Source organism: Komagataeibacter diospyri (assembly GCF_006538165.1).
Taxonomy (GTDB): domain Bacteria; phylum Pseudomonadota; class Alphaproteobacteria; order Acetobacterales; family Acetobacteraceae; genus Komagataeibacter; species Komagataeibacter diospyri.
Genome location: NZ_BDLU01000043.1, coordinates 1 through 26,384 on the forward strand (window position 1 = coordinate 1; position 26,384 = coordinate 26,384).

The 26,384-nt window shown below is 60.8% G+C and carries 27 protein-coding genes and 1 pseudogene; 17 read left to right on the plus strand and 11 right to left on the minus strand.

Annotated features, from left to right (window positions below; translation table 11 throughout):
* The first annotated feature begins 340 nt into the window (after nt 1–340).
* Entirely contained in the window at nt 341–973 is a 633-nt protein-coding gene (locus MSKU9_RS10140) for a hypothetical protein (protein WP_227002455.1), read from the plus strand.
* 23 nt (nt 974–996) lie between these two features.
* Nucleotides 997–1,500, plus strand: coding sequence for a peptide deformylase (locus MSKU9_RS10145; protein ID WP_141261346.1), 504 nt, complete (start codon nt 997–999; stop codon nt 1,498–1,500).
* Nucleotides 1,501–1,613: 113 nt separating this feature from the next.
* Here the strand turns inward: MSKU9_RS10145 and MSKU9_RS10150 are convergent, their stop codons facing one another.
* Together MSKU9_RS10150 and phoU are read right to left on the minus strand one after the other, a co-directional pair.
* Complete coding sequence (locus MSKU9_RS10150) at nt 1,614–2,342, minus strand: response regulator (RefSeq protein ID WP_141261347.1); 729 nt, start codon at nt 2,340–2,342, stop codon at nt 1,614–1,616.
* A gap of 5 nt (nt 2,343–2,347) precedes the next feature.
* Nucleotides 2,348–3,052 (minus strand): phosphate signaling complex protein PhoU, encoded by a 705-nt coding sequence (gene phoU, locus MSKU9_RS10155; protein ID WP_141261372.1) that lies wholly within the window; start codon nt 3,050–3,052, stop codon nt 2,348–2,350.
* 171 nt (nt 3,053–3,223) lie between these two features.
* On the opposite strand from phoU, the gene MSKU9_RS10160 reads away from it, so the two are divergent.
* Nucleotides 3,224–5,563, plus strand: a complete 2,340-nt coding sequence (locus tag MSKU9_RS10160; RefSeq protein WP_141261348.1) for a TonB-dependent receptor — start codon at nt 3,224–3,226, stop codon at nt 5,561–5,563.
* Here the strand turns inward: MSKU9_RS10160 and MSKU9_RS10165 are convergent.
* Entirely contained in the window at nt 5,512–6,912 is a 1,401-nt protein-coding gene (locus MSKU9_RS10165) for an MFS transporter (RefSeq protein WP_227002456.1), read from the minus strand. The genes MSKU9_RS10160 and MSKU9_RS10165 overlap by 52 nt on opposite strands.
* On the minus strand, nt 6,876–7,706 hold the full coding sequence (panB, locus tag MSKU9_RS10170) for a 3-methyl-2-oxobutanoate hydroxymethyltransferase (RefSeq protein ID WP_141261373.1): 831 nt from the start codon (nt 7,704–7,706) through the stop codon (nt 6,876–6,878). Before panB ends, MSKU9_RS10165 begins: the two co-directional genes overlap by 37 nt.
* Nucleotides 7,707–7,811: 105 nt before the next feature.
* Here panB and MSKU9_RS10175 point away from each other — a divergent pair, with 105 nt between their 5' ends.
* The 4 genes and pseudogenes from MSKU9_RS10175 (at nt 7,812) to MSKU9_RS10190 (ending at nt 12,898) form a co-directional block, all read left to right on the plus strand.
* Nucleotides 7,812–8,738, plus strand: coding sequence for a glucosamine inositolphosphorylceramide transferase family protein (locus MSKU9_RS10175; protein WP_141261349.1), 927 nt, complete (start codon nt 7,812–7,814; stop codon nt 8,736–8,738).
* A gap of 289 nt (nt 8,739–9,027) precedes the next feature.
* The gene (locus tag MSKU9_RS10180; RefSeq protein WP_141261350.1) at nt 9,028–10,023 is read left to right on the plus strand and encodes a hypothetical protein; all 996 of its coding nucleotides are present in this window, start codon (nt 9,028–9,030) and stop codon (nt 10,021–10,023) included.
* 159 nt (nt 10,024–10,182) lie between these two features.
* Nucleotides 10,183–12,207 carry an AAA family ATPase gene (locus MSKU9_RS10185; protein WP_141261375.1) on the plus strand — a complete coding sequence of 675 codons (2,025 nt, stop codon included), beginning with the start codon at nt 10,183–10,185 and terminating at the stop codon, nt 12,205–12,207.
* A 60-nt stretch (nt 12,208–12,267) separates the two neighbouring features.
* Nucleotides 12,268–12,898: pseudogene (locus tag MSKU9_RS10190) on the plus strand (IS1595 family transposase).
* 60 nt (nt 12,899–12,958) lie between these two features.
* Here MSKU9_RS10190 and MSKU9_RS10195 read toward each other — a convergent pair.
* The gene (locus MSKU9_RS10195) at nt 12,959–13,801 is read right to left on the minus strand and encodes an acid phosphatase (protein WP_193557683.1); all 843 of its coding nucleotides are present in this window, start codon (nt 13,799–13,801) and stop codon (nt 12,959–12,961) included.
* A 157-nt stretch (nt 13,802–13,958) separates the two neighbouring features.
* On the opposite strand from MSKU9_RS10195, the gene MSKU9_RS10200 reads away from it, so the two are divergent.
* Nucleotides 13,959–14,168, plus strand: coding sequence for a hypothetical protein (locus tag MSKU9_RS10200; RefSeq protein ID WP_010510628.1), 210 nt, complete (start codon nt 13,959–13,961; stop codon nt 14,166–14,168).
* Nucleotides 14,169–14,274: 106 nt separating this feature from the next.
* Here MSKU9_RS10200 and MSKU9_RS10205 read toward each other — a convergent pair whose 3' ends face one another.
* Nucleotides 14,275–14,613, minus strand: a complete 339-nt coding sequence (locus MSKU9_RS10205) for a hypothetical protein (RefSeq protein ID WP_141261351.1) — start codon at nt 14,611–14,613, stop codon at nt 14,275–14,277.
* A gap of 238 nt (nt 14,614–14,851) precedes the next feature.
* Here MSKU9_RS10205 and MSKU9_RS10210 point away from each other — a divergent pair, with 238 nt between their 5' ends.
* Entirely contained in the window at nt 14,852–15,388 is a 537-nt protein-coding gene (locus tag MSKU9_RS10210) for a DUF1269 domain-containing protein (RefSeq protein ID WP_141261352.1), read from the plus strand.
* 92 nt (nt 15,389–15,480) lie between these two features.
* Nucleotides 15,481–16,602, plus strand: coding sequence for an L-dopachrome tautomerase-related protein (locus MSKU9_RS10215; protein ID WP_141261353.1), 1,122 nt, complete (start codon nt 15,481–15,483; stop codon nt 16,600–16,602).
* A 9-nt stretch (nt 16,603–16,611) separates the two neighbouring features.
* On the opposite strand, the gene petA is transcribed toward MSKU9_RS10215, so the two are convergent.
* The gene (petA, locus tag MSKU9_RS10220; protein ID WP_141261354.1) at nt 16,612–17,247 is read right to left on the minus strand and encodes a ubiquinol-cytochrome c reductase iron-sulfur subunit; all 636 of its coding nucleotides are present in this window, start codon (nt 17,245–17,247) and stop codon (nt 16,612–16,614) included.
* Nucleotides 17,248–17,530: 283 nt separating this feature from the next.
* Between petA and MSKU9_RS10225 the strand changes: the two genes are divergently transcribed.
* The 3 genes from MSKU9_RS10225 (at nt 17,531) to MSKU9_RS10235 (ending at nt 18,669) form a co-directional block, all read left to right on the plus strand.
* Complete coding sequence (locus MSKU9_RS10225; protein WP_141261355.1) at nt 17,531–17,719, plus strand: YqaE/Pmp3 family membrane protein; 189 nt, start codon at nt 17,531–17,533, stop codon at nt 17,717–17,719.
* Nucleotides 17,720–17,727: 8 nt separating this feature from the next.
* Nucleotides 17,728–18,372 (plus strand): glutaredoxin 2, encoded by a 645-nt coding sequence (grxB, locus tag MSKU9_RS10230; RefSeq protein ID WP_141261356.1) that lies wholly within the window; start codon nt 17,728–17,730, stop codon nt 18,370–18,372.
* 105 nt (nt 18,373–18,477) lie between these two features.
* Nucleotides 18,478–18,669, plus strand: coding sequence for a hypothetical protein (locus MSKU9_RS10235; protein WP_141261357.1), 192 nt, complete (start codon nt 18,478–18,480; stop codon nt 18,667–18,669).
* Nucleotides 18,670–18,947: 278 nt separating this feature from the next.
* Here the strand turns inward: MSKU9_RS10235 and MSKU9_RS10240 are convergent, their stop codons facing one another.
* The 3 genes from MSKU9_RS10240 to MSKU9_RS10250 form a co-directional block, all read right to left on the minus strand.
* Nucleotides 18,948–19,583, minus strand: coding sequence for a hypothetical protein (locus MSKU9_RS10240; protein ID WP_141261358.1), 636 nt, complete (start codon nt 19,581–19,583; stop codon nt 18,948–18,950).
* 280 nt (nt 19,584–19,863) lie between these two features.
* A complete protein-coding gene (locus tag MSKU9_RS10245) occupies nt 19,864–21,264 on the minus strand; it encodes a cryptochrome/photolyase family protein (RefSeq protein WP_141261359.1) in 1,401 nt (466 codons plus the stop codon).
* 103 nt (nt 21,265–21,367) lie between these two features.
* On the minus strand, nt 21,368–21,688 hold the full coding sequence (locus MSKU9_RS10250) for a hypothetical protein (protein WP_141261360.1): 321 nt from the start codon (nt 21,686–21,688) through the stop codon (nt 21,368–21,370).
* A 243-nt stretch (nt 21,689–21,931) separates the two neighbouring features.
* On the opposite strand from MSKU9_RS10250, the gene MSKU9_RS10255 reads away from it, so the two are divergent.
* From MSKU9_RS10255 to MSKU9_RS10270, 4 genes are all read left to right on the plus strand, one after another.
* Nucleotides 21,932–22,288, plus strand: a complete 357-nt coding sequence (locus MSKU9_RS10255; RefSeq protein ID WP_141261361.1) for a YidB family protein — start codon at nt 21,932–21,934, stop codon at nt 22,286–22,288.
* Between the two features lie 102 nt (nt 22,289–22,390).
* Nucleotides 22,391–23,152, plus strand: a complete 762-nt coding sequence (locus tag MSKU9_RS10260; protein ID WP_141261362.1) for an SDR family NAD(P)-dependent oxidoreductase — start codon at nt 22,391–22,393, stop codon at nt 23,150–23,152.
* Nucleotides 23,153–23,187: 35 nt separating this feature from the next.
* A complete protein-coding gene (locus MSKU9_RS10265; protein ID WP_141261363.1) occupies nt 23,188–23,502 on the plus strand; it encodes an antibiotic biosynthesis monooxygenase family protein in 315 nt (104 codons plus the stop codon).
* A gap of 158 nt (nt 23,503–23,660) precedes the next feature.
* Nucleotides 23,661–24,872 (plus strand): SMP-30/gluconolactonase/LRE family protein, encoded by a 1,212-nt coding sequence (locus MSKU9_RS10270; RefSeq protein WP_141261364.1) that lies wholly within the window; start codon nt 23,661–23,663, stop codon nt 24,870–24,872.
* 33 nt (nt 24,873–24,905) lie between these two features.
* Here MSKU9_RS10270 and fumC read toward each other — a convergent pair whose 3' ends face one another.
* Nucleotides 24,906–26,360 carry a class II fumarate hydratase gene (gene fumC / locus MSKU9_RS10275; protein WP_141261365.1) on the minus strand — a complete coding sequence of 485 codons (1,455 nt, stop codon included), beginning with the start codon at nt 26,358–26,360 and terminating at the stop codon, nt 24,906–24,908.
* Nucleotides 26,361–26,384: the final 24 nt, after the last annotated feature.

Below are 26,384 nucleotides of genomic sequence, written 5' to 3' on the forward strand. Positions count from 1 at the left end.
GCGTGGCCGACTGGAGCGGCAACCGACGGGTGGGAAACGAAGCCATTTTTGGCCTGCACAGCAGCCTTACATTCTGATGGGTACGTATATTCCGGCCCGTGCGGATACCACCCCATGCCACGGACCGGATATCACGCCCGTCCTGCTGGTGATGGTACTGCTGTTATTCGCATTCGCGGCCCGTAATCCACGCATCCCCACCACAGGAAAGACAAGAGGAGACAAAAGCACAGGGCGGAATTGAAAATTTACATTGTTGTGAGGGACGGGCCCCTTCTATACGCCTGACTTCATAGGCACATGGCTGGGTCCCGTGCCGCATTGCAAAAGGAAAAAACCGTTGCGCCGTCTTGTTGCTTTATGTCTTCCGCTTGGTATGGCCGCCTGCGCGCAGCACGCCCCCCACCCCATGGTCAACTACTGCCGGCAGCCTGCTGTTGAATCCGCGGTAGTGGCCATTGCCAATCAGGGCGCACCCAATGCATCCCCGGCCGTCGCTTTCGAAGGCGGGACGATCAAGAGCGCCATCTATAATGACCACATACAGGTCATGGCCTGCCACGGCAGCATGGTGCACAAGGATGGCACGCGGCAGGATGGCATTGCCGTTGCCCGCCTGCCGCACATGCGCACGGGATGGAAGGAAATCTGGAGCACCAGCGCCGCCAGCCACCAGTGGATATCGGATGCGGACATAGAAAAAAACAGGCAGAACCGGTACGCTGAATATTACGAACACACGCCGCAGGCCTGCAAACCCTATGCGCATGACCTGTTCTACGGCACGCAGAAGTCGGACAGGGAAACGGAACACCTGCGCGAGACCCTTTATGACTGCCTGGCGGAACACGACGTCAAGCCGCTGCGTCCCGTATCGGGTGTGGACCATACCTACAGCCCGTTCGGCATGAACTTCTACATTCCGTATTACACCAACCTGAACGCGGACGATAACGGTCCCTTCCTGTACTGACTGCGAACCGGAACCCAGCCTGCATGGCCATCCTGCCAATTATCCGCTTTCCCCATCCCTGTCTGGAACAGGTGGCGGAACCTGTCGATGCAACTGCACCCGAAAATGCACAACTGGCACGCGACCTGCTGGAGACCATGCATGCCGCTCCGGGAATCGGCATCACCGCGTGTCATGCTGGCATTGCGCAACGGCTGGTGGTGATTGACCTGCCGGATGGGGGTGGCCCACATGTCTATGCCAATCCTGAAATCATCTGGCAGTCGACGGAAACATTCACACAGGAAGAGGGCAGCGTATCCATGCCCGGCATCCAGGCGCCCGTCACCCGTCCCGCACGGGTAAAGGTGCGCTATACGCGCCCCGACGGTGGGGATGGGGAAGAAGACGCCGATGGCCTGCTGGCCACCTGTCTGCAACATGAAATCGACCAGATCAACGGCATTTTCTGGCTGAAACGCCTGTCACGCCTGCGGCGCGAACGGGCGCTGAAACGTTATGCCAAGCTGGAACGCAGCGGCATATAAAAGAAGAAAGTCTCTGGTGAAGCTTTTTTCAAAAGGCTTCGAAGAACACTGCCTTTTAAGAAAAGGCTGCGCCCAGAAAGCTTTTATTACTCAATACTATCCGGAAATGCCGATCAGGCCACCTTGCCATCATCCAGCATGTAACCACTGGAACGCACGGTGCGGATCAGGTCCGCCCCACCTGTGGCGTTCAGTGCAAGACGCAGCCGGCGAATATGGACATCCACCGTGCGTTCTTCCACATGGATACGGTCATCCCACGCGGCGGCCAGTATTTCGGCGCGCGAAAATACCCGGCGCGGATTGCGCAGCAGATGCAGCAGGATACGGTATTCCGTAGGACCAAGGGCAAGCGGTGTCCCCGCACGGCTGACCCGGCGGCCGGCATGGTCCAGCGTTATGTCGGCAAAAGTCAGTACGTCTTCGGCCTGTGCCACCGCAGGGGTCGCCGCCCGCCCCGCGCTGCGCCGCATGACGGCGCGCACACGCGCATGCAGCACGTCCATCCCGCATGGTTTGACCAGATAATCATCAGCCCCGGTATCCAGCGCATGGACGGAATCCTGTTCCTCGCCGCGTGCGGTCAGCATGATGATCGGCAGATAGCGTGTGACTGTTGCCATGCGCAGCCTGCGGCACAGGTCAACCCCGGACAGGCCCGGCATCATCCAGTCCAGCAGGACAAGGTCGGGCTTCCATTCGGTTACTTCACGCAGGGCGTCCAGACCATTATCCACCGGCATGACAAGGTGGCCTGCTGCTTCAAGGTTGTAGGACAGCATGACGGAAAGCGCGGCGTCATCTTCTGCGACAAGGATGCGCAGCGGGCGATCTTCGAGCAAGGACGCTACCCCCCCTGTCCTGAAAACCCGCCACGGGGGCGGACAACCGGTAGTATCTCACCCGTCGCGGTATAATAGACGCGTTCGGCGATATTGGTGGCGTGGTCACCAATCCGTTCAAGGTTCTTGGCGATGAACAACAGGTGCGTGCACGGACCGATGTTACGCGGGTCTTCCATCATGTAGGTGACCAGTTCGCGGAACATGGCGTTGTAAAGTTCGTCCACCGCTGTATCGGACTGCCAGACTTCACGGGCAAGGTCGGCGTTGCGCTGGCTCAGGGCGTCGATCGCGCGACGCAGGTTATCCTGCACCAGCCGCCCCATGCCGCGCAGGCCGCTGAGCGATATGCGCGACGTCACCAGTTCCGTGCGTAGCGACCGCCGCGCGATGGAAGCAGCACAGTCACCAATGCGTTCCATGTCTCCCGTGATCTTGAGTGCCGAGACCACTTCACGCAGGTCGCCCGCCACGGGGGAGCGCAGGGCGAGGATGCGGATGACCATCGCCTCCACATCGCGTTCCAGCTTATCGACCTGCGGGTCGAGATCGGCTGCGACCCCGGCGGCGTTTTCATCACGGTCGGCAATGGCGGCGACAGCCTGCGATGTCTGCTGTTCAACCAGTCCGCCCATCCGCGCCATCATGGAACGCAACTGTTCCAGTTCCTGCTCGTAACTGCTGACGATATGTGCCGATTCCTGTCCCACCCGCGAACCTTCCTGCCTGCCCGCACAATTATACGGGATATGCCCGATAACAGGGCTTACGATACGCCACACGGATATAATATATCCGTCCCGGATTTGTTCAAGACGATGTCATACCCCATGGGGATGGCCCAAAATAATGAAATAAAAAGATTTCTTCAGGAATGCCCCATGCCCCGTGTCCCCCGTCCGCCCATCCTATCCGATCCAGTCCCCGTTTCCTACCGGCACATGCTGACAATCGCGCTGGGTACGATGCTGGGCATGGGGCCGGGCATGGCGGCAGGAAATGACAATACGTCCCCTGCCACGCCAGCCACCAGTACGCCGGCCACCACGCCTGTCCACGCGCCCTCCGCCCGGGTGGAAACCATGACCGTGACCAGCCAGCACGTAGTGGGCACCCAGCCCGGCGGCGGCCTGATCCGGGTGGAGGACGCGCCGAAATCCGTCAGCACCATCGGCACCGATTTCATGCGCAAGCAGGCGCCCAGTGCCACGGCGTTCGACATGGTCAGCCTGCTGCCCGGGGCCAATGTCGCTTCCTCTGACGCGCTGGGATTTTCACCACAGAACAACATAACCGTACGGGGGCTGAGCGGGGATTCGCTTGGTTACATTCTGGAGGGGATGCCGCTTAACGATATCGCCTATTACAACGGCTATCCCGGACAGTTCGCGGATACGGAAAATTACCAGAGCGTATCGCTGCAGCAGGGATCGGCCGATCTTGATTCCCCCGTGCTGAATGCCGCAGGGGGCCTGATGGAGATGTCCTTCCGTGACCCCTCCATGAAAGCGGGGGGATATGCGGATGTCTCGTACGGGTCATACAATACCAACCGGCAGTTCCTGCGGCTGGAAACAGGGCAGATCGGACATACCGGCATACGCGGCTTCGTGTCCTATTCCCACGGTTATACCGATAACTGGCGCGGGCCGGGGCATGATGAACGCCAGCACATCGACTTCAAATTCCTGCGCGAATGGGGGACGGGCAACCGGGTGTCCCTGATCGGGACATGGAACACGATGGTCGCCAGCTACTACCCGCCGGTGGACAAGGCGGACTGGCAGGCGCAGGGACCACACGGGGCAGCCAACAACCTTGCCGCCACCTACAACCCCCATGATGCGGCGGGTGGCACGGATTACTGGCAGCTGTACCGCCAGCCCGAACGCATCGCCTACATGGCCGCACCCACACGCTTCACGCTGGCGGACAGCGTGCACCTGAAGGTCACGCCCTATGCGCAGTGGAGCTACGGCAACGACCCCAGCGGCACGACCATGGACGATAGCGGCCTGTGCAGCAGCACGGGAAGCTGCGACGAAAACGCCGTGGTGCGCGCGAACTGGACCCAGACCAGCTACCGTTCCGGCTTCAACGCGACACTGGACTGGCAGCTTGGCAACCATGACCTGGTGTTCGGGTACTGGTATGACTATTCCGATGACAGCGAGCACCAGCCCTTCACTGCGGTCAATGCGCAGGGCACGGCCGCCGACATATGGGTTGACCGGATCAGCCGCACCCTGCTGCAGCCCGATGGCCAGCAGGTGGACGCGGGCAGCTACCACATGATTTCCCAGACCAATGCGCTGTATATTGGTGACCGGATGCATTTCCTGAACCACCGCCTGATGGTGGATGTAGGGTTCAAGGAGGTCATGCTGGACCGCCACGGCACCACCACATCGGATAACGTGCAGACGGCGGCGGGCAGCAACTCCGCAACCCCGCTGCCGCGTATTGCAATCCGCTATCGCATCAGTCCCCGGCACATGGTCTTTTTCAACACCACGACCAATTTCCGCACGCCCGATGAAACTGCGCTATTTGGCGGGGTGACCGCCAGCGGCATCGCCACGCAGCTGAAAAACGAATATTCCGTGTCGGAGGAGCTGGGCTACCGTTACAGCGGTGACCTGATCATCGGCAGCCTGACGCTGTTCAACTATGATTTCACCAATCGCGAAATCCAGACCCAGATCGGGCAGGTGGAATCCACCATCAATGGCGGTGGCCAGACATCACGCGGGGTGGACGTTGAAATCGGCATGAAGCCCTGGCACCATTTCGCGCCCTACCTGTCGGGGGAATACCTGCACGCCACCATCGACAGTGATATCCCCTCCAGCAGCGGCATGCTGGCGACGCGGGGAAAAACGGCGGTGGAAAGCCCGACATTACAGGCATCGGCCGGGCTGAGTTATGATGACGGGCACATATTCGGCATGGCTTCCGTCCATTACACGGGACGGCAGTATTCAACCTTCATGAATGATGAACGCATGCCTGACCATACCATCGGCAACCTGGCCATCGGGTATCGCATGGACGACCATGCTTTCTTCTCGCACCCTGAATTCCGGATGAATTTCAATAATATCACCAACCAGCATTACCTGTCCGGTGTCGCTACCCCCACCCTGACCAAAGCCGATGGGCCACAATATTATGTTGGCGGCGGGCTTGCGGTGCTGTTTACCGCCTCCACCGGGTTCTGACGGGCGAAATACCGCAGCACGACCCCACCCGCCAGCAGGTACAGCAGGGCCGGCACCAGCAGGAAACCGGCATGGATACCCACCTGTGCATGCGCTGACTGCACGCCCATGCCACTGACCAGGCCCGATGCCGCCAGCACGCCCGCCAGCAGGCTGCCGCCCACATCAAACGCCATTTTCGATGCAGTGGAGTTCAGCGCCCATGCCAGTCCCACCGTATGCGTGCCTGAAAATCCGTCGCCGCCATCCATGCAGTGCGCCAGCAGGGTAAAGCAGACCGGATTGCAGATCCCGACACACAGCCCGAACAGCGCCAATGACGCACCAGTCACCTCCACCCGCACGGGCAGCGCGTACGCCACCAGCAGCACGCATCCCGCCGCCAGCGTACCTGCGCGCATGACCGGGGCCGTGCCCCACCGCGCCGCCAGTGGCAGCGACACGCCACAGCCCACCAGCACCATCAGGCTTATGATACCCAGCAGCCAGCCAGCCAGATGGTCGCTGTCATGCAGGACGTAGCGCACGTCATAAACCAGTGCGCCAAACAGGAAGGTACTGCCCAGCATGGTCAGCAGCATTGCTCCCGTCAGCCGCCGCCACCCCCGGTTGGCCAGCAGCCCGGCAATACGCGTGCGCACTGTCACATCACCACTGTCGGTCGCGACCCGTTCACGGCAGAACCGCGACGGCAGCCACAGCAATCCGCCCACCACACACGCCACCACCACCATGAACAGGGCAAATCCCGCCTGCCGGTCACCATGGCCCAGCCAGTCCACCATGGGCAGTGTCGTGATGCTGACCAGCAGGCTGCCCAGCGTCGCCCCCACCATCCGGCTGGTGGCAAGGCGCAGGCGCATGTCATGGTCGGACGAAATCAGGCTGGTCATGGCGCCATAGGCGGTATTGACCACACCATACGCCACGCACAGCGCCATGTACCCGATCGTGGCGCACAGCCCCCGCGCGACCACCGGCCATCCGTGCGGCAGGGGCATGAAGGCCAGCGCCACCATGACAATGAACGGCACGATCCCGCCACGCAGCAGCGGCAGGGCCTGACGCCCTGCGGGCCTGCGATCGATCCATATCCCCACCACCGGGTCGGTCACCAGACTGGCCGCGCGCGCGGCCATAAGCATGAATCCCACCATCTGCACCGGCAGCAGGCAGATTTCGGTATAGAAATACGCAAGGTAGCTGAGCATCAGCCCCCAGATGATATTGAACCCCATGTCGCCCGCACCGAATGCCACGACCTCCCCCAGTCCGATACGGGATGCGGGTGGCATGGGCGGGCGGGCGGGCATCATCCCGGCAGGATCGTGCCGCGCACGCCAAAGCATTCTTCCGGCCCCGGAAATCCATGCGTCCGTACATCATGCGCATACCGTGCGGCGGCGTCATCAATCACGCTGCCCACATCGGCATATCGGCGGACAAAGCGTGGCGTGAATGCGCCGGACGCCCCCAGCATGTCATCAACCACCAGCACCTGCCCATCACAGGCGGGCGATGCGCCAATACCGATGACGGGGACGGGCACAGCCGTCGTGATTTCGCGTGCGACGGGTTCCACCGTGCCTTCCAGCACGATGGCGAATGCACCGGCATCCGCAATGGCACGGGCATCCTCGTACACCTTGCGCGCCTGCTGCGCATCACGTCCCTGCGTGCGGAAACCGCCTGCCATGTTGACCGCCTGCGGCATCAGCCCCACATGCCCGCATACCGGAATGCCGCGCCGGGACAGGAAGCGCACGGTGTCAGCCATTTCCGTTCCGCCTTCCAGCTTGACTGCGCCACAGCCGGTTTCCACCATGATGCGCGCGGCATTGCCGAAAGCCTGCGCGGGCGACTGCTGATACGACCCGAACGGCATGTCCACCACCACCAGCGCCTGCCGGGACGCACGGACAACGGCCGCGCCATGGGCGATCATCATGTCCATGCTGACACCAAGGGTATCCGGCATGCCATAAACCACCATGCCCAGCGAATCCCCCACCAGCATCACATCCACATGCGGATCAAGCCTGCGGGCCATGGGTGCGGTATAGGCCGTAAGCCACACACCCGGCACATCCCCCTTGCGCACATCCCGGATGGTCCGACGCCGGGGCTGTTCCCCATTGCCCATGCTTGCTATTCCCCTGACCTGGCCGTCTGTTACGATGGCATCAGGCATATTGCAGCATATCCGTGTTTGCAAATCAGCCGCCAGACAGCAATGGAGACAGCGTAAATGGGACTGGGCCGGACCGATATATGGCAGACGGGACTTCTCCACCGGTCCATGCCCGACATACTGCGCGCAGGCACGCTGGCGGATGTTCCGGTCACGTGGCTGCCCGATCCCGGCCCCTTCCGTTTCATCGCCGACCCCTTTGGCATCTGGCACGGGGACAGGCTTTACCTGTTTGCCGAAGCCTACGACTACCGCGTGAAGGTCGGGCGCATTGATGTCTTCATCCTTGACCGCGCCCTGAACATCACAGCCCACGCCCCCGTGCTGGTGGAACCGTGGCACCTGTCCTATCCCGTCATCCTGCGCGATCGGGACGGGTCTTTCCTCATGATGCCGGAATCAGGCAAAAGCGGCACGCAGCGCCTGTACCGCGCGACCGATTTCCCCTATCGCTGGAAAGAGGTGGAAGGCTGTGCCTTTCCCGGCCCGATGATCGATGCCTCCCCCCTGTTCCATGACGGGAGATGGTGGCTGTTCCATACCCCGTGGCATGAACTTGAACGCCCACGCGTCGATACCCTGCATGTTGCATGGGCCGACAGCCTGACCGGGCCATGGCACCCGCATCCGGGCAACCCGGTACGACGCGACATACGCAGCGCACGCCCCGGCGGAACCCCCGTGGCGATGGATGACGGCACGATCATCCTGCCCACGCAGGACTGTGCCCATACCTATGGCGGCGCGATCACCCCGCTGGTCATTACCAGCCTGACCACGCGCGACTTTGCCGCGCACCCGCTGCCCCCCCTTGGTGCACCGGCTGCATGGCGGCCCGCGACCGACGGGCTGCATACGCTGTCCGCCGCCGGCCCCCTGACGCTGGTGGACGCCAAGCAGACCAGCCGCTCGGTCATCAGACGGGCGGGCGTGGATATCCACCGCATGACGCGTGAACTTATCCGCCGCACGCCGCGTTACTGATAAAACGGGCAAAAAACATATTCATGACCAGTGTGGGGAAACCTGTCATGGATTTAATGTGATATTAATTAGCATTATCACATAACATGCTTATTATATACATCAATATGGCATGTAACGAACCATTTGATAACACCCTATCCCGATAACCGGGAAAATGCCGTAGCCCGTGCGACCCGCCCCCATCCCATCGTGGCGCATGGATCCACATCGTGCCGGCAACCCCGGCACGGCAGACCCGTTAACCAACACCGATCCTTCCAGCCCCAGATACTTCAAGGACCGTCCGATGCGTGAACCACGTACCGCCCCGGCTGCCTGGCATCTGCAGCATTCGCGCCCCGAAAGCCTGGTCAGCTATTTTGACCCATGGCAGCCGGTGGCACGACAGCTGGACATGCTTGCCAACCGCTTCAGGACCATCAAGGCCCTGTGTGATGCGCAGGTGGACAGCCTGGCCACCGAACATGTCGCACTGGCGGAACTGCGTGATGCGCTTGCGTTCCACCTGATGCGGGCATGCGTCTGGTGGCAGGTCGATTTTTCCCCCCATGCCGTGACCGGCCTGCAGGCCACCAGCTTCATGAAGCATGTGCGCCGCCATACCGACAGGTTCGTGGATGATGACACGCTGCTTGATGTCATGACGTGGCAACATTACATGCACCGTGCCGATAGCGGTCATATCATGGTGACCGGGACCGATCCGCTGTGCCGGGGCAACACCACCATCGTGTATGGCATTGATGGACACCGTGGCTTCCGCTTCGCCATGCAGCGCGCGGGGCAGAAGCTGGAATGGAACGACATTACCCATGCGGATTTTGTCGCGTCCTGCCTGAATGCCCGTGCCCTGCATTGTCTGATCGAAACGGAATGCACCGCCATCGGGGAATGGGATCTGGCACGGGAGGAACACATACAGGCCTCGCGCTACCACACCCAGCATTTCCGCACCGCGACACAGGCCGACCCGGTGGAACGCTACGCCACGGCGCTGGACCAGCTGAGTCGCTGCCATTCACGCTTTGGCCGGTTCGAGTTCGAGAACATCGTCAACCACATGGCATTTTCGGTCGTGCAGACAGCGCATGCACGTGGGGTCAGCATTGCCGACATGCTGCGCCACGGGACCGACCGGGCCGTCAGCCCCCGAATCGCCGGCAGCCTGAAAAAACGTGCCCGTGGTCATATCGCCACCGGTACCGATCCGCTGCGCCATGCTGAACTTGAAGCCATGCTGGATCAGGTTGAAACCGGGTTTGCCCTGTCGGGCGGTCACTGATGTGACAGGGGGGAGAGAAAACATCTTCCTCCCCCCACGACATCTGCCCCTGCAATACCTATATTCAGACAGGAGTAGCAGGAGACCCGATATATGGCGCTAGCCAAAAGCAGACGACCGGCAACACGCCGCAGGACGGTACAGGCCCGCTCGCCACGCGTGCGGGGCGAGACACGCCGTCTGCTGGAAATGCTGTGCGTACTGCATGGTTCGATCCATCGTGGATCGCGCGACGCGGGTGCACTGGTGCGCTGCGTGGTGCAGGCCCAGCCCGATCTTGGCCTGCATGACAAGGAACTGCCCGCCGCCCCCCGCCATGACGGGGAAAATCCGCCCACCGCCACGGAGTGGAAGCGTCTTGGCCACGCGCTGGAGGAAGCACGCGCGCAGCATGCGGGCGATCGGGGTTACGTGGATGCGTGGCTGGAGGAACTGAGCCAGGCCACCGGACTGGGCCGGGTCGCCAGCGAGGTCCTTGGCCTGGCCATGTGCTACCGCCTGAACGGCCATTTCGAACAGTTATGGGACGACCTGTGTGAAAACCGTTCACGCGGGCCATTCCTGTGCGAGGACATTCCCCTGCTCCACCTGCTGCTGGGGCAGGAGGAGGACGCGATCGCCACCGCACTCGCCCCCGATGGACAGTTGCGCATGAGCGGTCTCATGACCGTGGACGAGGACGGCGACATTACCCTGCTGCCCCGTCTCATGGCGCTGATGAACCGTCGTGCCAGCGTGGTGGGCGACATCCGCTCCCTGCTGCTGGGCCAGCCTCGGGACGCGACCCTGCCGTGGGATGCCTTCGCCCATCTGGGCCAGCAGGCAGAAATCGCGGCCAGGCTGCTGAAGGCTGCGGTCGAACAGCATGCGGCCGGCATCAATATCCTGCTGTATGGCCCGCCGGGCACAGGCAAGACCGAATTTGCCGCAACCCTTGCACGGCATATCGGTGCGACCCTGTATCCCGTGGGCGAGGCCGATAGCGCAGGGGATGAACCATCCCGCCATGAACGTCTGGCCGACCTGCGGTGCAGCACGCGGCTGCTGCGCAACACGGAATCCATCCTGCTGTTTGACGAGGCGGAGGACCTGTTCACCGCCAGCCTGTTCGACCCGCCACAATCCTACAGCCGCGTCTTCTTTCACCGGCTGCTGGAACAGGGCGGCACGCCGGTCATATGGACGGCCAACGACCTTGATACCCTTGGTCCCGCGATCGCACGGCGCATGGCGCTGTGCATCGAGGTCCGCCAGCCCGGTATCGGCGTGCGTACGCGGCTGTGGCAGGACATGGCGCGCGAAGAAAAGGTCGCCCTTGCCCCCACGGACGCCGCCGACCTTGCCCGCGCCATTCCTGCGGCACCAGCCATTTTCCGCAATGCGCTGCGTTCCACCCATCTGGCGGGGGGCGATTCAGCCATGGCCAGTATGATCGCGACCGGCATTGCCCGGGCTGCAGCAGGCGGCCAGATGCCCATGCCGTCACAGCCGGATGTCACGGATTACGATTCGACCCTGATCAACGCGGATTGCGACCTGCAGGCCCTGACCACGCGGCTGGCGCGTCCTGGCGCGCCGCGCGCGGTCTCGCTTCTGCTGTCCGGTCCGCCAGGTTCGGGCAAAAGTGCGTATGCCCGCCACCTGGCGGAGCAGATGGAGATGCCGGTGCTGCAGAAACGCGCCTCCGACCTGCTGGACAAATATGTGGGCCAGAGCGAGCAGCAGATCGCCGCCGCCTTTGCCGAAGCCTGCGACAGCGGGGCCTTCCTGATTATTGACGAGGCCGACAGCCTGCTGGGTGACCGCCGTTCGGCAGAACGGTCATGGGAAATCAGTCAGGTCAATGAAATGCTGACATGGATGGAGCACCATCCCCTGCCGTTTGCCTGCACCACCAACCTTGTGGAAAAGCTGGACCCGGCCAGCATGCGGCGGTTCCTGTTCCGCGCCCGCTTTGGCTATCTTACGGCGCAGCAGGCAGCCCATGCCTTCAGCCGCTTCTTCGGAAAAGACGTGCCTGCGGGGCTGCGCCATCTCCATACGCTGGTTCCATCCGATTTTGCGCTGGTACTGCGTCGTGCACGCCTGCTGGATGAAGACCCGACGCCCGATGAACTGCTGGAACGCCTGAAGGCGGAAACGGCGGGACGGGACGGGAACCGCCGTATCGGGTTCCTGTCCTGATCCATCGGATATAAAAGCTTGGGTCTGGCATAGGTAAGCCAATAAAGGCTTGATATGTCTATGAAAGCACGTCGTCGCAGCCGACTGCCTGTCAGCACCCAAAAAAACGCCTTCTGGAGCACTTCGTTGTGGGCAAGCCTGCCCGGAGCGCCGCCAAACCTGCAGGCGTCAATCGTAATACAGCGACCCTGTATTACCGGAAATTACGAGAGGTCATCGCGGAACAGATTGCTCATGAGGCGCCGGTTTCGGGTGAAATCGAAGTCGATGAGAGCTATTTCGGTGGGCATTGCAAAGGAAAACGAGGCCGGGGCGCTGCCGGAAAAGTGGCCGTGTCCATGCCGTCATGATCCCCAATGCCGGACATCAGACGCTGATGTCGATCATTCGAAAGAAAGTGCATCCGGATTCAATCGTTTACAGCGATTCCTGGCACGCTTACGACAGGCTGGATGTCTCGGAATTCCATCACGAACGTCTTGATCACAGCAGGCATCCTGCCATGGGCAGAAACCATATCAACGGCATCGAGAATTTCTGGAGCCAGGCGAAGCGGCATCTGCGGCGATACAATGGAATACCACGTAAAGATTTCCATCTCTTCCTGGCCGAGTGTGAGTGGCGCTTCAACATCCGCTCACCTGCAAAACTCCTGAAAATCCTCACTCAATGGGCTAAACTGCCCACGTGAACCGTCGCAACAATGCTTACCTATGCCAGCCCCAAACTTTTATTATTCTTCATCAGTCCATTACTGCGGTGGATGGGCAGCAGCGTCCGCTTCGACCGCACATTCATCCGCAGGTGGCGCGGCCATGGTCGGATGCAGGGCAACCACTTCCGCGCGGGCCGCATCCATTTCCTGACGGAAGCCTTCATCCTGTTCCATGACGGAATACAGCACGCCGCCATTCAGCCACGCGGCCGTCACATCGCTTTGCCACTGCACGCCACACACCACCCGACTTTCCCCGAATACCCGGGCACGTTGCATGATCCATGCCGTCCGGTCAGGCAGGATGTCAGCCAGAATCAGCCCCGTCACCCAACCCAGCGTGGCATGGAGCGAAGGATAGGACGGGTCCTGTCTCAGGCTGGCCCGTAGCGGAATGCAGGTCGGCAGTTCTGCTTCGGTAAAGGGGCGAGGTCGGTTCCACAGCATTTTCTGGGCGTGGACCGCAGGCGTCAGGCGCTGTTCGATCCGTGTAACCAGCCCCACCAGTTCAGGCAGGCGATCGGGCGGCAGGGTAAAACCGGCGGCACAGGAAAAGGCCGAAACCATATGGGCGGGCGTGTCACGGTTATCCGCCTGCGCCAGTTTCCACCGGGGCGTGCCCTCCAGCACGCGGGTCGCGGCAAAAATGCTGGCATCTGCCGCGCGCTGCGCCGTGTCCGGGCCAGGTGGCGGGGGCAGGAAAATCTGTCCATCAGGCAGGGGTGGACCCGCAGGGACAGCCGCCTGCGCCGCATGGTGCACGGCACCTGTTCCATGATGATGAGGATGCGCATGGGCACCCACGGATACCGTCGCCAGCAGGGTCATCATGGCACAGGCGGCAACGCCACCGGCCATGGCACAACGGTCAAGACGCATCTGTTTCCTGTCAGTTCACCTGTCGGCCGCAACCCACGACCCTACCATGCGCATAGCATGGGTACGGGGGCTGGCAAATCCTGTTGCAGGACAGGTGCAGCTTCTGCGCCGCCGGGTTTTATGGCATGGTGGCGTCAAAGCCCGGAGGCACGCAACAATGAACCGCAGAAACCAGATATGGCCCACCACGGTCAGTCCCGTACGCATCGGCCTGTGTGTCGTCGGCCTGACGCTGGTGGTGGTCCAGTTCTTCCATGGCCTGCACATAAGCCCCGATTCCATGCCGGGACAGGTCATGTTCCATATTGCCATGCTGGCACTGGGCGCGATCATATTCGTCGTCGGCATGTGGGGACCATCGCTGTAAAATCCCCAAAGTTTTTTGCTGAAGCTTTGTAAAAAAAGCATAGAAGAACGCCGCCTTTTTAAACAAAGGCGACATCCAGAAATTTTTATTGGATTTAAATAATTCCTTACCGCCGTTCGGAATCAGCACCACTTCCCTCATCCGTAATCCCGGCACGCGACGGGGCGTCCGTATCGGGTTCCACAGTGCGGCTCATGCGTGCGACAGCAGCGTCATCACCAAATCCGCGCCCTGATACGCGACGACGGGGGGCGGGATTTTCCATCAGCACATTTTCCAGTGCTTCCGGGTCAGTCCGCTCGGCTTCGTCAAACAGTTCATCGGCACGAGCCTGATCGCCCGCACGCTCGGCCTTCAGTCCGGCTTCCGCCAGCCTGCGCGCGGTGCCGTGCTTGCCTTCGCCGGCATGATCGGGACGGTCATCATCATTCATGAAACGGGACATCGGTTTCCCTTTCCTTTGCAATACATGGAACAGGGTTACGGTTCGCCATCCTGTCCGTGATGGCACGCATCATGACAGATGGGGTGGGCACCCGGCTGCCGCAACCGTGTCAGACCTGCACCCCCTCGGGGGCATCCATGCCCAAAAACCGCCACGGCATGAAGGGTATATCCATGTAATATCACGACAACCATCCGCCACTACGGGCCGGTGGCGGATATATGAAACGGAGTACCCCATGTCCGATCTGATCGTTATCGGTTTTGACAGCCAGGACGAAGCCACGGCTGCCCTGACCGAATGCAAGAAACTGGAAAAGGAATACCTGCTGGATCTGGAGGATGCGGTTGTTGTCGTCCGCACCGCTGATGGCAAGCTGCACCTGCAGCAGAGCGTCAACCTGGAAAAGGTCGGTGCATCATACGGCCTGTTCTCGGGCGGGTTCTGGGGCGCGCTGGTTGGCCTGCTGTGCCTGAATCCGCTGGCGGGTTTTGTCGCAGGCAGCATCGTGGGTGCCGGTGCGGGCGCGATTGCGGGCAAGATGTCCGACTACGGCATTGACGACAATTTCATCAAGTCGCTGGGCGCTACCATCCCGGCCAACACGTCGGCGCTGTTCGTTCTGGTGCGCAAGTCCCAGCCCGACAAGGTTCTGGCCGACCTGCGTGAGTTCAAGGGCCATGCCCGCGTGCTGCAGACATCGCTTTCCCCGGAAAACGAGAACAAGCTGCGCGCCGCACTGGGCCAGATGGCAGCCCCCGCCCCGGCAGCCTGAATGCCTGTCCCACATGCCGCCCATGGCATGTGGGATCCTGTCGACACATAGCCGTGATGACTGATTACCCCACGTAATGATATGCTGGGAGCATGCAGACCACCGGTAAGCGCCTGCGGGGCGTGTTCCTGTCACTTTTTCTGGCCATCGCGGCGTCCATTACATGGCACGATCCGGCATGGGCACATGAAAAACTGCATGTGCAATGGACATCCAACCGTGTCCTGAACGCCGTGGCGGTTGCCGATAACGGGCGCACCTTCGTCTCCTTCCCCTATTGGGGCGGGGGTGGCAGCGGCCCTACCGTTGCTGAAATCGATGCGAACGGCCAGCCCCATGCCTTCCCCGACGTACGCTGGAACCATCCCGACGGGACAACGGACGACCTGCGGCCCTTCGTGCGCGTCAACGCCCTGCGCATTGGCCCGGACGGACTGTTATGGATTGTGGATTCAGGGGACGCAAACGTGGGTGGGCCGCCAAGCCCCCACAATGGCGCACCGGCGCGCCTGCTGGCGTTTGACATAACGACCGGCCGCGTGATGCATGCCATCTCGCTCCGGGCAACCAGCACGCCGCACAGCTATATGGATGACATCCGCTTCCACGGGGATACGGTTTTTGTGACCGACGCGGGAGATCCGGCGCTGGTGGTGGTCAACCTGTCCACCGGGGCGCAGCGACGTGTGCTGGCGCATGACCGTTCAACCACGGATGAGCGCCCGATGTATGCCGAAGGCCACATGCTGGTAGCCCATGGTCAGCAGGTGCGAATCCATGCCGACCAGCTGGAAGTCTCCCCTGACGGGCGGAAACTCTATTACCAGCCCAGTTCCGGTCCGATGTGGGTGGTGCCCACGGCGGCACTGGAAAACCCGGACCTGTCGGCTGCCGATCTGTCCCATGCCGTGACGCTGTTCCATGACACGCCAACAACGGGGGGCACCGCCATTGACGGAGATGGCAACCTGTATGTGTCGGATGTGAACAGGTTAAGTATCCTGCGCATTACACCACAGGGAAAGACCGGCACACTGATCCATGACAGGCGGCTGATCTGGGCTGACGCCATGTGGATAGACAGCCATGGTGTGTTGTGGATACCCGCCGTGCAGCTGGACCGGACCGCGACATTCCAGCCCGATGGCGTCTCGCGCCTGCGGCTGCCGGTTGCGATCTATACCATGGACCTGCACCTGAAACCCGTACGCTAGATCACCGGTTCAGAGCTGCTGGATACCGGCGAAATCGAAATCCTGTCCCGCCGGATTTTCACCCAGCCGGATAACGGTGGGCGACGGCATGCTGTATGGCGGGACCGGCAGATTATATGGGGCGGGCGCGCCACGGAACACACGGCCGGCCAGATCGAATTTCGATCCATGACAGGGACACGCATATCCACCCGGCCAGTTGCCGCCCCCCTGCCCTTCGGGCAGGGGTCTGTAAGCAGGCACGCAGCCCAGATGGGTGCAGATACCCACCACCACGCCAAAGCGCGGATCCAGCGAACGGTGCCAGTTCTTTGCATAGGGCGGCTGCTGCTGGTCATTGGACTGCCCGTCACGCAGCCGCCCGGTCAGGGCGGCGTCCTGCAGGGCCGCGAGGGATTCGGGCGTGCGGTGGGTAATGAAGACCGGCTTGCCCTGCCATGTCACGACAATCTGCTGTCCCGGCGGCAGGGCCGATATATCCACGTCAACCGGCAGGTGTGCCGCCGCACTGTCGCGCGGGGCAAGGCTTTGCAGGAAGGGCCACAGGCATGCGCCCGCACCGGCGGCAGCCGTGGCGGCAGTGACAAGCCCAAGGAAATTCCGACGCCCACCGGGTGCCGATTGTGTATCCGACGCGTTTTCCATCGAAGTGTTTTTATCGCGAACCCGTTCCAAAAGAAAGGGCATACCGCATCCCGATACGCCCGTACCCACTGGTGGAAAAAGACGCAACCCGGGGCGGGAAAGCGCCGTTTTATGGCTGTGACGGCCCGGGCGTGCAGGATCCATGCGGCGAAGCTGCGCGGACCAGCCCCAAGGCACGTATTTCATAGTGCTGCACAAACCGGTATCCGGGCTGTGCCAAACGACGATTCACGCTAGGTTATGATCTGTTCCGCCCAGCCGGGCATGTCTGTGGAGATCAATCATGCGGCTTATCCTTGCCCTCCTGCTACCGTGGCTGCAGTTCTTTACGATTGGCCGCCCCTTTGCCGGCATCATCTGCCTTGTCCTGCAGATAACCGTGATCGGGTGGATTCCAGCCGCAATCTGGTCAGTTTATGCGCTGAGCCAGTACAAGACCGATCGCAAGATTGCATCACTGCACCGTTCCTGAAAATTCACATGAAACTTTATATCTACGATCATTGCCCGTTCTGCGTGAAAGCCCGGATCATTTTCGGACTCAAGCATCTGCCGGTCACGGACGTGGTGCTGCTTAATGACGACGTGGCCACGCCAACCCGGATGATCGGGCGCAAGATGGTGCCCATACTGGAAACGGACGGGCATTTCATGGGCGAAAGCATGGATATCGTCGCCCATGTCGACGCCATGGATGGCCATCCCCTGCTGACCGGGCCAACACGCCCGGAAATAGGCCAGTGGATACGTGACGGGCAGCAGGCCTTCATCCGTCTGGCGCTGCCCCGGTTTGCGGCTGCTCCCTTTGCAGAATTCGCAACGACCGGCGCACGGCTGTATTTTATCGAAAACAAGGAAGCCATGCTCGGTCCCTTCGGCACATGTCTGGCTGAAAGTGCTGACCTGCGGGCCAGCATGAATGCCAGCCTTGTCCGTCTGGCTGGCCTGATCCAGCGCCCCGATGCGGTCAACGCCACGTTATCCACCGATGATATCCACCTGTTTGCCCACCTGCGCAGCCTGACAATCGTCGCCGGACTCGACTGGCCTGCGCCAGTCCGGGCGTATTGCCAGCACATGTCACGGACGACCGGCATCCCATTACTGGATCACATGGCGGCCTGAACGGTTACACATGAGTCATGTGGGGGGACGGAAATGCATGGCAACTGTCGTGCCACCCAGACCGTTTCCCCCGCATGACACCATGGGCGGACAGGGAGGCACTCCATGTCAGAACGATATGAAACCGGACAGCCGTATGAACGCCGCCGTTCCACACCGTTCGAGGTCTGGATCCGGCGATCGCTGCATGCCCGTTTCGACATGGTATGCAGTGAAAGTTTTCCTACCGAAATTCAGGGCCAGTTTGATCTGTACTGTGCAGCCTACCCCCATATGGAACATGACAGGGACGCCTGATGGCGGAGCGCATAAACAGACTGGTCAGGTGTGGATTTTTTTGACCTGAACTGTTCCGATTCCCGCAGCCACTTGCATAAAGTGGCCGGAAAAGAAAGCGGGGGAATCGTTCTCATGGCGGAAAATAGCCATTTATTGTCTCTTTACCGCAACACGAATCCAGATTCGCAAGCCTGAATTTGCATCGAAGGCCTGTGGATAAGTCTGTTGATTTTTTGGGACTCAGGGCATGAAAATGCAGAGTCTTCGCTTTTTCGTGATTCGTTCCCGCCCCGCGGTCAGGCAGGCAGGCGCAGGATGACCGTATCGTGTTCACCCGCCTGCCATTCACGTTTCAGGCCGGGCGCGCGCGTGCCTTCATATGCGTCCGAATGGGCAATCTGCCACGGGTTGCCATTCAGGCGCACAGCTATCCAGCCATCGGGTTTTTCACCATCCGGCACCAGCCCGACAAGGGTCATGTCTGTCATGGGATCATAGCAGGCAAACTGCCGGGTACAGTTCTGAAATACCAGTTGCACACAGGCATGGGATTTGTGCGCACGCGTCAGGTGGATCAGCAGGGTTCCCCCCGTTTTTTCCGCATCACTGAATATCAGGCTGCCGCCGCCAGGCCGTATTTCAACCGGCAGGATGGTGACGGTATCCGAAATGGAATGGTTGATGACGATCGTCCCGCCATCAAGACCAAAAAGCCCCTGGTTCCATTCATGCAGTTCAGACAAATTCAGACTCAGCCACGCACCGCGACAGGCAAGGATGGATTGCAGGTGGGCAGGGTACGGCTGGCTGCTTTCCCGACGGGACCGGGCCAGGGCCAGCCGGATCATGGCCATGTCAAAATGACCCGCGCCAAAGGTTATCTGCCCCTGGCTGTATGAAACAGCCGTTGCAGAACCATATTGCCTGCCCATGTCGTGCCATCCCCTGTTACATCCGCATGCCCCCCTGCAGGAAAGATGCTGAATAAGATTTTCCAAATATGTTTTATAAAAAACTCAGAATTAAAAATTTTATATCGATCTCAAGAATATAACATAAAATGTCCTTTAAAAATGTCCTTTAAAAATGTCCGATATGTTTCATATTGTATTTAATTTATATGATTTTTACTATATTATAACAGTTCGTAAACTTGCACATTCGATACTGAAATTCCTGAATAACCCGAACGTGCATGGCATCCACCAGATATTATAGGGTTTTCCATGCGGCAAGCGCGCGCGCGCGCGCGCCGGCAAGATCGACGATGGGCGCGGGATACCCACGGGGGGCGGATGATCCGGCCTTCCATGGGGCATGGATGTGTTTATCAGACAGATGGGCGATTTCTGGCAGCCACTGACGCACATATTCGCCTGCAGGATCGAATTTCTCCCCCTGCGAGACAGGATTGAATATCCGGAAATAGGGGGCGGCATCCAGCCCGCAGCCTGCAACCCATTGCCAGTTGAACGGGTTGCTGGCGGCATCTGCATCCACCAGCGTATCGGCAAACCACGCCGCACCCACACGCCAGTCAAGCAGCAGGTGCTTGGTCAGGAACGACGCCACGACCATCCGTACGCGATTATGCATCCAGCCCGTGTGCCATAACTCACGCATACCCGCATCAATGATGGGATAGCCGGTTTTCCCCATCTGCCACGCCCGCAGGGCTGCCGGATCGTGCCGCCACGGCATGGCGTCGTATTCAGGGCGCAGGTTACGGGTGCCCAAATCGGGAAAGTCAAACAGGGTCGCATGCGCGAAATCACGCCATCCCACCTCACTGAGGAAACAGGCGATATCCTGATCTCCCTGCCCCGTAGCATCCACCGCATGCCAGATCTGCCGGGAAGAGACATGACCAAAGCGCAGGGAGGGCGACAGTCCCGACGTGGCAGGTTGCGCGGGCAGTTCGCGCTGGGTGGAATAGCCATGGACCTGTTCCGCAATGAAGGCATCCAGCCGGGCATGGGCTGCCCCTTCACCCGGTTGCCATTGCGCACGCAATCCCTGCGCCCAGTCCGGCCGCACCGGCAGCAGACCCAGATCCCCAGGCGTTACCAGACGGTCCCTGACGACAGATGGGACCACGGCAAAAGCAGGCCGGTCGGGGGCGGGCAGGGGCGGCAGGGGCGGCCCCTTGGCCTGCATCGCGCGCCACCATGGCGTGAATACGCGAAAGGGCGTACCCTGTCTGGTCCGGACCTGCCACGGTTCATGCAGCATGTTGCCGGGGTGGCTGCACGCATCAATGCCGCGTGCCTTCAGCGTCGCCTTGATCTCCGCGTCCACCTGCCGGCCATGGGGACCATAACGCCGGTTCCACACCACTGCCCGCGCACTGACCTGCCCAACCAGCCATGATACGCTTTCGTGTGTATCCCCCGCCATGATGCATAACTGGCCACCCTGCGCGCGCAGATCGTGGTCCAGCGCCGACAGCGCGCCATGCAGCCACCATTTTTCGGCCCCACCCAGTGGGAATGCCGGATCATGGACATACAGGCACACGACCGGCCCCCGTGACGTGGCGTCACACAGGGCGGAATTGTCCGCAAGGCGCAGGTCGTCGCGAAACCACATGATGGTCGGGGCGCAGTCAGACATGGTTGGGCTGTATTCCGGTCGGGTGGATGGACAGTCGTTGCGGCCCTGTGTGGGACACAATCCCCCGACACGTCAAATACGCGCGACTTTTGCGATCACGCGTTCAATGCGTGGGTGCGACTTCCCGGGCCACGGCAGCGTCTTCCTGCTTGTGTTCCGCGTCCTGTGCCTCATCATCCTCGAACATGGCGCGGCATTTTGGGGAAAGCTGGCTGAGCTTGCTTTCCAGGCATTCCGTCATCAGTTTTTCATTCGGAATGTCAAGAAAGCACAGCCGGAACACATCATTCTTGCAGGCGCTGGCCTGGTCCTCGCGCCCTGCGGCGTGGGCACTGACACTGGCCAGTACGACGGCCATGGCAAAATGGGCTGTCCAGATCAGGCCATGCGCCCCGTAACGGCGCACGGCGGGAATGCATTGCATCGGGCTGTCTCCCTTCAGGAATGACATGACAATTTTTGTTATATCATCCAGCGCATTGCAGTTTGCCGCCGGAGTCAACACACATCCATGCAGTACTGCCATCAGAAGATGATGAATGGACGGGCCTGAAAAAGTTCCCGCGGGGGTTTCATTCCCATCTTCATAAATCCGTGATGGGACAAAACCGGCTTGCCCCACGTTGGCCCCGGTATCCCCGACCACTGATTAAAGGAGCACACCACCATGACCAATCCAGCAACGGACCAGATCGGACATGCAGCAGGCAAGGTTGCGGATGTGCTGACGGGCGCGCGCGGCGATACGTCGGGTCTCATGAGTGCGGTCATCGCCTACATGGGCGACGCCAGCAGCCCCGGACGACGCGAACTGCACGAGCGGGCGCGCAAGGAGGGACTGGAAGCCCAGGTCACGCAATGGGAAAACCACCCGACCAACACCCCGGTCGATGAAAATGTGGTGACCCGGCTGATCCCCGCACCGGTCATCAAGCGTTTCTCCGACGAGACGGGATTATCCCACAGCGCCACCATCAAGGGCCTGTCCGACCTGCTGCCCCACCTGTCGCGACTGGATGGCTGATATACGCCCATGACCTGCGGGCGGCCATGTTTCCTGTTTGCATGGCCGCCCGCGGGTCTATGATTGCCCATCTGACATTCAGCAAGCAGGCAGGACGGGTTCATGAACAGCGTCAATTCCACCCCCGCGCAATCACCCGGCGTCGTGATCGTGACGGGAGGCAGCCGGGGTATCGGCCATGCCATAAGCAGCCTGCTTGCACGTGAAGGCCATGCCGTCGTCATCAATTATTCCGCCAACGCCGCCCCGGCCGAAGAACTGGCGCGTACCATCACGGCACACGGTGGTCGCGCACTGGCGATCCGGGCCGATATATCGAAACCTGAAGAAATCCATGCCCTGTTTGAACGCGCCGGCGCGCTCGGGCCGCTTGCAGGACTGGTTAACAATGCGGGCATTACCGGCACGAAAGTACGGGTTGATGAACAGACCGCCGAAACACTGGATGCCCTGTTCAACATCAATATCCGCGCCACCATGCTGGCATCGGGCGAAGCCGTGCGCCGCATGTCCACCCGCCATGGCGGCAAGGGCGGGGTAATCGTGAACCTGTCATCGGTCGCAGCGCGCCTGGGGGGGCTGCCGGGTCTGGTGCCCTATGCCGCGACCAAGGCGGCGGTCGAAACCTTTACCCGTGGCCTGGCCAACGAAGTCGCGCGCGAAGGCATACGCGTCAACGCGGTCGCCCCCGGCCTGACCGCAACCGACATGGTGCCACCGGAAACCGCGAAGCTGGCGGAAACCGTAGTTCCCATGGGGCGCGTGGGTCATGTGGATGAAATCGCGCAGGCGGTGGCCTTCCTCCTGTCCCCAGCATCATCGTATATGACAGGAAGTGTGATGACGGTGTCCGGCGGCCGCTAGGGCCAGTCCAGCTGCCGAAACAGGAGAAACACAGCATGTACATTGCCATGAACCGTTTCCGTATCCCGCCTGAAAACGAACAGGAATTCCGTGAACGCTGGCTGGGGCGCGAAATCCACCTGCGCACCGTGCCCGGTTTTGTCAGTTTCCAGTTCCTCAAGGGCCCGACGCATGAGGATCATATCCTCTATGCCTCGCACACCGTATGGGAATCCTATGAAGCCTTTGTCGGCTGGACGCAGTCGGAACAGTTCCGCGCCGCCCACGCCCATGCGGGCAACCGCAAGCCGCTTATGGCCGGTCCCCCGGTGTTCGAGGGCTTTGAAGTCCTGCAGAACATCGAAAACTGATAAGAACTGCTTGAAAAGCCTGAAAACAAACAAGAAGTTTTTTGGCAAAGCTTTTTTCAAAAATCTTCAAAAAGGCGGCGCCCAAAAATTTTTATTCATCAGTAAGTAATTTTCAAAACAGTTCCTTATTCATGACCACACAACAGAAAGACATTTTCATGCCGCCAGCCCCCCCTGTGCTCCATCCCGGCCGGCGTGCCATACTTGCCGGTGGGCTGGCCACGGGTGGCCTGTGGGCCAGTGGGCTACGCGTCCGCGCGGCAACTGTAGAGAACCTGCCACAACCAGCCAGCGTTATCTCCACCCCACCCCGGCAATGGGGGGCGGATGCGCCAGTGTCCCCCCTGCCTGACCCGGACATACTGGTGCTGGATTCGAGCTTCGGCAATCTGGCCTATGCCAATGCCGGGCTGAAACTGGCATGGCGCGGCGGGGGATGGCTGGAAGGTCCGGCATGGAACAGTGAAGGACGCTTCCTGCTGCTGAGCGATACGATCCGCGCCCAGCAGTACCGCTACCTGTGGGAAAACGGTGCGGTTTCGGTCTTTCGTGACTATTCCTACAACAGCAACGGCAACGCCTTTGATAACGAAGGTCGTCTGGTCAGTTGCGAACACGGCATGCGTCGCGTGGTCCGGTGGGACCATGACGGGTCATGCCACGTACTGGCCGACAGCTACGACGGCGCGCCGCTGAACTCCCCCAACGATGTGGCGGTCCACCCTGATGGCAGCATCTGGTTCACCGATCCCGGTTATGGCGATACGATCGTGGAAGGCCATCCTGATGCGCCCGGCGCCCCCGCCAACCGGGGCGGCGTCGAACGCTGGACGCTGGATGGAGAAGTCGTGACCCAGTTTGGCGGCCACAGGCGGCAGGAAGACCATGTCTTCCGCGTTGATCCCGCCACCGGTAATATCCGCGCCGTGCTGACACAGCAGCAACTGCCGGACCCGAACGGGCTTGCGTTCTCGCCGGACGGGAAGATCGTCTATGTCATTTCCGATGGGCCCGGACCGGGACAGGACGGGCATGGCGGCGACCAGCATATCCACGTGGGCGACGTGGTGGGGGATGAAGTGCGCAACCTGCGCCCCTTTGCCGACATGATGCTGAATGGCCACCAGATGATTCCCGATGGCATGCGCACCGATATTTTTGGCAATCTGTGGTGCGGGGCCAACGGACCGCTGGGACTGTGTGGCGTGGTGGTGTACAATCCCCACGGCCACATGATCGGACGGCTGCGCCTGCCGCGCGGGGTGTCGAACCTGACATTCGGCGGCCCCAAGCGTGATATGCTGTTCATGTGCGCAGGCGATGCGCTGTTCACGCTACAGGTCAACACGCAGGGGGCCGCCCCATCCTGATAAACTGTTTTGAAAAATAAACGCTTTTGGAGATCAGGCCCCGCCCACGCCCTTGCCCACCATGTCCAGCGGGCGGACAAGCCGGTCGAAAGTCGTACCATCGACAAAGCCGGAAGCAAGGGCCGCCTCACGCAGGCTGATATCATGTTCCATGGCCTGATGCGCAATGGCGGAAGCCCGGTCGTACCCGATCTCCGGACTAAGCGCCGTGACCAGCATAACGGAACCCGCCACGTAAGAATCAATCCGCTTTCGGTTGAGCGTCGTGCCCTCAACCGAAAAGACCCGGAAATTATGACAGCCGTCAGCAAGGATGCGGATGGCATGCAGTACATTGGCGACAATGACCGGCCGCATCACGTTCAGGTCAAGCTGCCCCTGACTGCCCGCGAACGCCACCGTCGCGTCATTGCCCAGCACCTGCGTGCAGATCATGACCATGGCCTCGCACTGGGTCGGGTTGACCTTGCCGGGCATGATGGAGGAACCGGGTTCGTTTTCCGGCAGGTGTAACTCACCAAGACCACAGCGCGGGCCGGACCCTAGCAGGCGCATATCATTGGCGATCTTGAGCAGGCTGACCGCCACCCCGCGCAGGCCGGCTGACGCCCGTACCATGGCGTCCAGCCCGCCAAGGGCCGCAAATTTGTTGGGTGCGGTGACAAACGGCTTATCGGTCAGTGCGGCAATGCGCTTTGCAATGGCGCGGCTGAAACCCGGCGGGGCGTTCAGGCCGGTACCCACAGCCGTTCCACCCGCCGCAAGCTGCAGCAGGCCAGGGCGTGCGGCCTCGACCGCTTCCAGCGCATCTTCAAGCTGCTGCGCCCAGCCGGACCATTCCTGTCCCACCGTCAGGGGTACGGCGTCCTGCAGGTGGGTACGGCCAATCTTGACCACCTGCATCCATTCTTCCGCCTTCGTGCGCAGGCTTTCAATCAGTTCGCGCACGCGCGGCAGCAGGCGGCTGTCGATTTCCAGCAGGGTTGCGACATGCATGGCGGTGGGAAAGGAATCGTTGCTCGACTGCCCCATGTTGACATCGTCATTGGGATGCACGGGTTTCTTGGAACCAATGGTCCCGCCCAGAAGCTGGATGGCGCGGTTGGCGATGACCTCGTTCACGTTCATGTTCGTCTGGGTGCCGGACCCGGTCTGCCAGACAAACAGCGGGAATTCGGAATCCAGCCTGCCCGCAATCACTTCATCGGCCACACGGCTTATGGCGTCGGCCTTCCATTGCGGCATGCGCCCATCGGCCGCATTGACCTGTGCCGCCGCCTTTTTCACGATTCCGTAGGCGTGGCATACCTCGATGGGCATATGGTCCCGCCCGATCGAGAAATGCACAAGGCTGCGCTGCGTCTGCGCACCCCAGTAATGGTTGGCGGGGACGTCGATTTCCCCCATCGAATCCTTTTCGCGCCGTGTGCCTGTGGCATCCAGCCCGATGGGGCAGTCCTTGATTACAGGGGTGGTGGGTTCGGTCATGGTGGCGTTCCTTCCCTTTATGGT